General features: G+C 70.7%; 10 protein-coding genes. 4 read left to right on the forward strand and 6 right to left on the reverse strand.

Going from position 1 to position 7,438, the window contains the following annotated elements:
* The first annotated feature begins 27 nt into the window (after positions 1-27).
* Both B0F77_RS31405 and B0F77_RS31410 read left to right on the forward strand, forming a co-directional pair.
* Positions 28-648 carry a DUF47 domain-containing protein gene (locus B0F77_RS31405; RefSeq protein ID WP_086666617.1) on the forward strand — a complete coding sequence of 207 codons (621 nt, stop codon included), beginning with the start codon at positions 28-30 and terminating at the stop codon, positions 646-648.
* Positions 648-1,637 (forward strand): inorganic phosphate transporter, encoded by a 990-nt coding sequence (locus B0F77_RS31410; RefSeq protein WP_086666618.1) that lies wholly within the window; start codon positions 648-650, stop codon positions 1,635-1,637. The genes B0F77_RS31405 and B0F77_RS31410 overlap by 1 nt, the downstream gene beginning before the upstream one ends.
* Before the next feature lie 55 nt (positions 1,638-1,692).
* Here B0F77_RS31410 and B0F77_RS48135 read toward each other — a convergent pair whose 3' ends face one another.
* Complete coding sequence (locus B0F77_RS48135) at positions 1,693-2,064, reverse strand: hypothetical protein (RefSeq protein ID WP_158102868.1); 372 nt, start codon at positions 2,062-2,064, stop codon at positions 1,693-1,695.
* Between the two features lie 231 nt (positions 2,065-2,295).
* Here B0F77_RS48135 and B0F77_RS48140 point away from each other — a divergent pair, with 231 nt between their 5' ends.
* A complete protein-coding gene (locus tag B0F77_RS48140) occupies positions 2,296-2,544 on the forward strand; it encodes a hypothetical protein (protein WP_086666619.1) in 249 nt (82 codons plus the stop codon).
* Between the two features lie 168 nt (positions 2,545-2,712).
* Here the strand turns inward: B0F77_RS48140 and B0F77_RS47305 are convergent, their stop codons facing one another.
* From B0F77_RS47305 to B0F77_RS31430, 4 genes are read right to left on the reverse strand one after another with little or no spacing between them, the layout of a single operon-like run.
* Positions 2,713-2,883 (reverse strand): hypothetical protein, encoded by a 171-nt coding sequence (locus B0F77_RS47305; RefSeq protein ID WP_425435748.1) that lies wholly within the window; start codon positions 2,881-2,883, stop codon positions 2,713-2,715.
* 42 nt (positions 2,884-2,925) lie between these two features.
* Positions 2,926-3,120, reverse strand: a complete 195-nt coding sequence (locus B0F77_RS31420) for a hypothetical protein (protein WP_086666620.1) — start codon at positions 3,118-3,120, stop codon at positions 2,926-2,928.
* Positions 3,121-3,129: 9 nt separating this feature from the next.
* Complete coding sequence (locus B0F77_RS31425) at positions 3,130-3,825, reverse strand: response regulator transcription factor (RefSeq protein WP_086666621.1); 696 nt, start codon at positions 3,823-3,825, stop codon at positions 3,130-3,132.
* Complete coding sequence (locus tag B0F77_RS31430; protein WP_245848887.1) at positions 3,822-4,967, reverse strand: sensor histidine kinase; 1,146 nt, start codon at positions 4,965-4,967, stop codon at positions 3,822-3,824. The genes B0F77_RS31425 and B0F77_RS31430 overlap by 4 nt, the downstream gene beginning before the upstream one ends.
* Before the next feature lie 85 nt (positions 4,968-5,052).
* Here B0F77_RS31430 and B0F77_RS31435 point away from each other — a divergent pair, with 85 nt between their 5' ends.
* Complete coding sequence (locus tag B0F77_RS31435) at positions 5,053-6,522, forward strand: DUF1349 domain-containing protein (protein WP_086666623.1); 1,470 nt, start codon at positions 5,053-5,055, stop codon at positions 6,520-6,522.
* On the opposite strand, the gene B0F77_RS31440 is transcribed toward B0F77_RS31435, so the two are convergent.
* Positions 6,500-7,438 (reverse strand): amino acid permease (locus B0F77_RS31440; protein WP_086666624.1); only part of this gene is annotated, 939 nt, incomplete at its 5' end. The genes B0F77_RS31435 and B0F77_RS31440 overlap by 23 nt on opposite strands.

The following is a 7,438-nucleotide window of genomic DNA, read 5'->3' on the forward strand; positions in this document are numbered from 1 at the left end:
TTCCGCTTCCGTGGGTAGCCAGGCCCCATGCGCATCAGCCGCAAGCCCACGGGCGCGAAGTTCTTCGAGTTGTTCTCCGAGATCGGCGCGAACATCGGCTCCAGCGTGGAGTTGCTGCGCGAGTTCGTCCGGGCGCCCGCCGAGCAGCACGCGGAGCTGGCAGTCCGGATGCACGCGCTGGAGAACGCCGGCGACGACGCCACGCACGCGATCATCGAGCACCTGGACCGGTCGTTCGTCACGCCGTTCGACCGGGAGGACATCTACCGGCTGGCGTCCAGATTGGACGATGTCGTCGACCACATGGACGCGGCGGTCGACCTGGCGACGCTCTACCGCGTGGGCGCGCTGCCGGACGGTGTCGCGGTGCAGGTCGACCTGCTGTGCCGGGCGGCCCGGCTCACCGCGGACGCCATGCCCCGGCTCGCGCAACCGCAGGAGCTGACCGCGTTCTGGGTCGAGGTCAACCAGCTGGAGAACGAGGCCGACCAGGTGTACCGGCGGCTGTTGTCCGACCTGTTCAACGGCGAGCGCGACGCGCTGGAGGTCATGAAGCTCAAGGAGGTGGTGGACGAACTGGAGGCCGCCGCCGACGCCTTCGAGCACGTCGCGAACGCCGTGCACTCGATCGCGGTCAAGGAAGCGTGATGCTGACCGCGAGTCTCGTGCTCGTGGTGGTGCTCGCGTTGGCCTTCGACTTCACCAACGGCTTCCACGACGCGGCCAACGCGATCGCCACCGCGGTGTCCACCCGTGCGCTGACCCTGCGCGCGGCGCTCTCGCTCGCGGCGGTGATGAACCTGCTCGGCGCGCTGTTGGGCACCGGCGTCGCGATCACGATCGCCTCGGGCATCATCGACACCCCGGTCGGCGACAACGCGCTGCACGTGGTCACCGCCGCGCTGGCCGGCGCCATCACCTGGAACCTGATCACCTGGTACTTCGGGCTGCCGTCGTCGTCCTCGCACGCCCTGGTCGGCGGCCTGGTCGGGGCGGCGCTGGCGTCCGCCACCACCGTGCACTGGGCGGGCGTGCTGGGGAAGGTCGTCATCCCGATGATCGTCTCCCCCGTCGTCGGCCTGCTGCTCGGCTACCTGGTGATGACAACGATCATGTGGATGTTCCGCAACGCCAACGCACACCGCGCGGGACGCCTGATGCGCCGCGCCCAGGTGTTCTCCGCGGCCAGCCTCGCGCTGGGTCACGGCCTGCAGGACGCCCAGAAGAGCATGGGAGTCATCGTGCTGGCCCTGGTCGTCACCGGGAACCAGGCCGGCTACTCGGTGCCGTTCTGGGTGATCGCGGCGTGCGCGCTGGCCCTGTCGGCCGGAACCTACGCGGGCGGCCTGCGGATCATGCGCACCCTGGGCAGGCGCATCTTCCACCTCACGCCACCGCACGGTTTCGCCGCCGAACTGTCCGCGTCCTCCGTGCTGTACCTGACCGCTTTCGTCTTCCACGCCCCCATCTCCACCACGCACGTGATCACCTCGGCGGTGATGGGCGTGGGCGCGACGACCCGCCGATCAGCGGTGCGCTGGTCCGTGGCGGCCGACATCGCCAAGGGGTGGGTGCTGACCCTGCCGGCGTCCGCCATGGTCGCGGCCGGAGCGTACGGAGTCGTGGCTTTGCTGTGAGGCGGCAGTCCGGCAGCGTGGCGCACGCCGCGACACCCGGCTCGCTGGACGCGTACTACCAGGAGATCGGCCGCGCGGGCCGCGACGGCGAACCCGCTGAGGTGATCTTCCACCGTCCAGAAGACCAAGGCCTGCAACGATTCCTGACCGCCCGCACACTGGACCGTGAATGCGTGCACGAGGTCGCCACCGCCGTGCGGCGCCGGCGGTCCGGCATCGCGATCACCGACCTGGCCCAGCGGCTGGACCGCTCCCGCCGGAAGGTCACCGGTGTGGTGAACCTGTTGGAGAGCGCGGAAGTCGTGCGAACCGGCCACGACCGCGTGCGGTACGAGGACAACGCTCCCCCACCGGCGAAAGCCGTCTCGGCCGCGGCCAGGGAGGCCGAGCGGCAGGAGAAACGCGACCGCTCACGTGTGGAGGTCATGCACCGGTACGCCGAGACACGTGACTGTCGCAGGCGATTTCCGCTCGGCTACTTCGGCCCGCTGAGCTGGCGCCTGTCTTCGTATGATTCGCCTCGCAGGAATCCAGCTGCATCACCGGCGAGGTCCTCGGCGTCGCCGGCGGCCAGTTGCTCACCTGAACGCTCCCGGAAGGACAGCTGCTGGGCCTGGCGGACTACGACCGGCTGGGCCGGCGGCAACAGCGGGTCGGCGTGGTACACGCGCTCGCCAACAGCACCGCGCTGGCCTGCTTCACCGCCTCCTACGCCGCGCGACGGCGGGAAGCTCACATCGGCGGCAAGCTGCTGAGCCTGCTCGGTCTGGCGGCGATGGGCGTGGGCGGCGCACTCGGTGGTCACCTCGCCTACGCGCAGGGTGCCGGCGTGTTCCGCTGGCAGGGCCCGGCGCAGGACGGCAACGTGCACCCGCTCGAGGTGCGGCGACCCACCCGGCAGGTCTGACGGAGTCGTCGTCACCCTCCTCGGTTGTCCACGGCGGTGCTCAGCGTCGCGGCGACTTCGTCGAGGTCGCGGTCCGTGATCGACCGTCCTCCGGCGCGTTCCAGCAGCTCGTCTCTCGTGACCACCGGCAAGGCGCCACGGAGCGCATCGATCGCGAGCTCCTCGCGGTCAGCCGTCGTCGCCGTAGCGGCCGCCGCCGTCCAGCTCGGGCAGATCGCCGATCCCGATCGCCGGATCGGTGCGCCGGCGCGACACGACACCCTGACCGATGCGCGTCCACTGTCCTCTGTGGAGTAATTTGGGATCGGTCAGCAGCGTGAACGGCCCGAGCCGGAGCATCGTGGTGGCGTTGCCCCACGATCCGCAGCGAGCCGGTCACGGTCAGCCCTGGTCCGGGTCGTCGGCGACGGAGTAGTCCGAGATGCCCACGTTGCCCGTCGGGTTCGGTTCGGGATGCGCCGAACCGGAACCGCTGCGCCCCGGGACGGTGTCGGCGTCGTCCGTCCCGGCTTCCTCCAGCGAGGCGCGGCTCGCTTCGTCGTAGTCGTGCTCGGGGTTCTGCCGCTCGGTGCTCATGCCGATCGGCTACCCCGGCATCGCCCCGCTGAACGTGCCGCCCGGCATCGGCGAGATGCGGTAGCCGATTCCCGGAGTCGTCGCGATGACCGGTGGGCTGCCAAGTTTGCGCCGCAACCGGCCCACGGTCACGGTGACCGTGTTGGTGAAGGGGTCGGCGTTCTCGTCCCAGACCTGTTCGAGCAGGGCCTCGGCGCTCAGGAAGCCAGGGCTCGCCTTCAGCAGTGCCTCCAGCACGGCGAACTCCTTCACCGAGAGCTGGAGCGGGCGTCCGTCGCGAACAGCGGTGCGCCGCAACGGGTCCAGCTCGATCCCGGCCACCTGCAGCGTGCGGGGCCGCGCGTGCGGTTTGCGGCGGGCCAGTGCCTGGATGCGCAGCACCAGTTCCGGGAAGTGGAAGGGCTTGGCGAGGTAGTCGTCCGCGCCCAGGGTGAGTCCGCTGACCCGGTCGCCGGGGGCGCTCGCCGCGGTCAGCATCAGCACCATCGGCCGCTGCGCCCGCTCGGTGATCATCTGGCACAGCGTGTCGCCGTGCAGGCCGGGCAGATCGCGATCCAGGACGACCACGTCGTGGGCGGTGACGTCGAGCTTGGCGGCGGCGGTCAGTCCGTCGTGGGCCAGGTCGACGGCCATGCCCTGGTCGCGCAGTCCCTCGACGAGGACCTCGGCGAGGGCGTGATCGTCTTCGACGACGAGGATCCTCATGCCGGTACGGGTGCGATCGCCGCGGGCAGGTGGATGGACACGCGCAGACCGCCTTCCGGCCGGGCCACCAGTTCCAGCCGTCCGTCGTGGGCGGCGGCGACGGAGGCCACAATGGACAGACCGAGGCCCGCGGTGCCGGTGCGGTCGTCGCCGAGCCGTTCGAACGGCAGCATGAGCCGGTCGACGTCCCGCTGGTCGAGCACCCGTCCGCCGGTGTCGACGACCAGCACCGTCTCGTTCGCGGCCGCCGATCCGGAGATCCTGATCCAGCCGTTGTTCTCGTTGTGCGTGACGGCGTTGTCGACGACGTTGCCGACCAGTCGGGCCAACAGCGCCGGGCTGCCACAGGTCGTCATCGCCGGCGGCAGGTCCACCGTCACGGTGAGGCCCTTGTTCTGCGCGTCGGCGCTCCTTTCGCGCAGCGCCGCGTCGACGAGATCACCGAGCTCGACGGGGGCGGCGTCGGCCAGCGCGCCGTGTTGTGCCCGCGCCAGCACGAGAAACCCGTCGAGCAGGTGGTCGACCCGGTCCAGCTGGGTCCGCAGGCGGTCCGCCAGCCGCAGCGTCGAGGCGGCCGGGTCGGGCTTGGCGACCGCGACGTCCAGTGACGCGCGCATCGTCGCCAGCGGCGTGCGGAGTTCGTGGGAGGCGTTGGCGACGAAGCGGCGCTGGGCGGTGAACGACGCCTCGAGCCGTTCGAGCAGCTCGTCGATGGTGTCGGCGAGATCCTTCACCTCGTCGGCCGGACCGGTGACGGCCAGCCGCTGGTCCAGGCTGTCGGCGGAGATGCGCCGGGTGGCACCGGTGATGAGTCGCAACGGCCGCAGCACGCGCTGGGCCAGTCCCCGGCCGATCAGCAACGAGATCACCGCCATCACGACGAGCGCCAGCAGCGAGCCGATCAGCAACTGGCGGGCCTGCTGGTCGTGCACGGTGCTCAACTGCTCCTCCAGCAGCCGGACCCGCAGCTCGGCGTCGGGACCGCCCTGCTCGACCGGGTTCCCGGACGGGGCCACGTTGCTCATGCGCCCACCGGAGAGCAGGAACGTCAGCAGCAGCAACCCGGCACCGGACAACAGGAACACCACGGCGTACAAGATCGTGAACCGCCACCGCACGGTTCCTCTGCGCTGCCCGATCATGCCTTCAGCATGCCCTGGCCGACCTAACAACGGCATGACAACCGCGGTTCGGCCCGTGTTGGGTGCCGCTGCCTAGAACAGACACATGCCGACCACCGACCTCCTCCGCCGGGAGTGGACCGCGTTCCGCACCCCGGGCCGCCTCACCGCTCTCGCCCTCGCCGCCCTCACGATCATCGCGCTGGGTCTGCTCACCGCCGTGAGCAACCGTTCGTCCTGCGACGACCCCTGCCCGGCGGTGCCCACCGCCGACGACGGCTCCGTCGTGAGCGACGGGTTCTGGTTCCGCCATCGCGACCTGGGCGAGCAGGGCAGCATCACGGTCCGGCTGACCTCGATGACCGGGACGATCACCTATCCCCCGCCCGGCCACGACCAGATCGTGCCCGGACTGGTGCCGTGGGCGAAGGCCGGGATCATCATCAAGGACGGCGTGCGCCAGGGCTCGCAGTACGCCGCGCTGATGCTGACCGGCGGCCACGGCGTGCGCTTCCAGCACAACTACCGGTACGACGTCGCCGGGAGCGCCACCGGGCAGTCACCTCGCTGGCTGCGCCTGACCCGTGCGGGCGGCACCATCACCGGCTCCGAGTCGGCCGACGGCGAGCACTGGCAGACCGTGGCGACCGCGACGCTCGACCTTCCCGCCACCGCGCAGGTCGGCCTCTTCGCGACCTCACCCGGCGACCTCAGCCTCCACAGGGTCGGTCTCGGCGGCGCGACCGAACAGGTCAGGTTCACCCAGGCGGTCGGCGTCTTCGACAACGTCACCGTGGAGGGCGGCACCGGTGGCGCGTGGCAGAGCGAGCCGGTCGGCGAGATGAACCACACCGACTGGGAAAAGAACCACAACGCGTCCGGGGCCGTGGAGAAGGACGGCGTCGTCACCGTCAGCGGCGCCGGCGACATCGGCCCGCTCGGTGAAGGCCGCGCACGCGGTGTCGAAAGCTCCCTGATCGGCCTGGTGATCGCGCTGATCATCGTGATCGTCGTCGCGGCCCGCCACGGTGCCCGCACGGCACACGGCTCCCGGCCGGTGATCGCCGCGCGTGCGGCGATCACCGGGGCAGCCGCCTTCGTCACCGGACTGGTCGCCACCGGCATCGTTCTCCCGCTGTGCACCGCGATCCTGAAGGGCAACGGCATCCCGGTGGCGCCGATCTCCGTGCTGACCACCGTGCGGGTGGTCGTCGGCGTCGCGGCGGTGCTGGCACTCTGCGCCGTCCTCGCGCACGCGCTCGGGGTGTGGGTGCGCCGCGGCTGGGCAGCAGTCCTCATCGGACTGTCGTTGATCGCCCTGCCGTACGCCGTGACGGCGTTGCCGCTGCTGCCCGACCCGGTCTCCCAGTGGCTGTTGCGGCTGACTCCGGCGGCCGCGTTCGCCGTCCAGCAGACGACGGTGGAGTACCCGCAGGTGATCGCGCACTACGCACCGTCGGCCGGGTACTACCCGCTGCCCTGGTGGGCCGGCGTCATGGTGCTCTGCGCGTACACCACCGTCGTCGTGTGGACAGCCGTGCGCCGCGAACCGGCTACGGAGCCCGACTGGCGATAGCGGAAGCGCTCCGGCGGCCGCGCACCACGCCGACCGCCACCACGACCGCCGCGACCAGCAGGCTCAGCAACAACTGGGAACGGGCGTCGGCGTCGAACAGCATGCCCACGAGCAGGCCCACCATGCCGACGATCGCCGCCCAGGTCAGGTACGGGTAGCCCCACATGCGCAACGTGAGCCGCTCGGGCGTCTGCTGTTCCAGGTGCCGCCGCATCCGCAACTGCGACACGGCGATGGCGAGCCACACGAAGACGGCCACCGCGCCGGACGAGTTGACCAGGAAGAGGAACACCGTGTCCGGCGAGAGGTAGTTCAGCGCCACCGTGGCGAACCCGACGACGGTGGAGGCCAGCACCGCGGCCGTCGGCACTCCGCGGCGGGAGACCCGGCCGAGCACGGCGGGAGCCTCACCTCGCCGGGAGAGCGAGAAGACCATCCGGGAGGCGGTGAACAGGCCCGAGTTCAGGCAGGACAGCACCGAGGTGAGCACCACGGCGTCCATGACCACCGCGGCGGCGGGAAGACCGAGGGTGTCCAGCACCGCGACGTACGGGCTCTTGGCGACGTTGGCGTCGTCCCACGGCAGCAGCGTGACGACGACGGCGATCGAACCGATGTAGAAGACGAGGATGCGCCACACCACCGACTTCACCGCGGCGCGCACGGCCTGCACGGGGTTGGCCGACTCGCCCGCCGCGACGGTGGCGATCTCCGCGCCGAAGAAGGAGAAGACCACGACGAGCATCGCCGCGAAGACCGGACCGGTGCCCTGCGGGAAGAAGCCGCCGTGCCCGGTGAGGTTGTCGAGACCGGGCGAGGTGAAGCCCGGCAGGAGGCCGCCGATCGCCAGCACGCCCAGCACGAGGAACACGGTGATCGCCGCGACCTTGATGCCCGCGAACCAGAACTCGAACTC

It is taken from the genome of Lentzea kentuckyensis (assembly GCF_002150765.1).
GTDB classification, from domain to species: domain Bacteria; phylum Actinomycetota; class Actinomycetes; order Mycobacteriales; family Pseudonocardiaceae; genus Lentzea; species Lentzea kentuckyensis.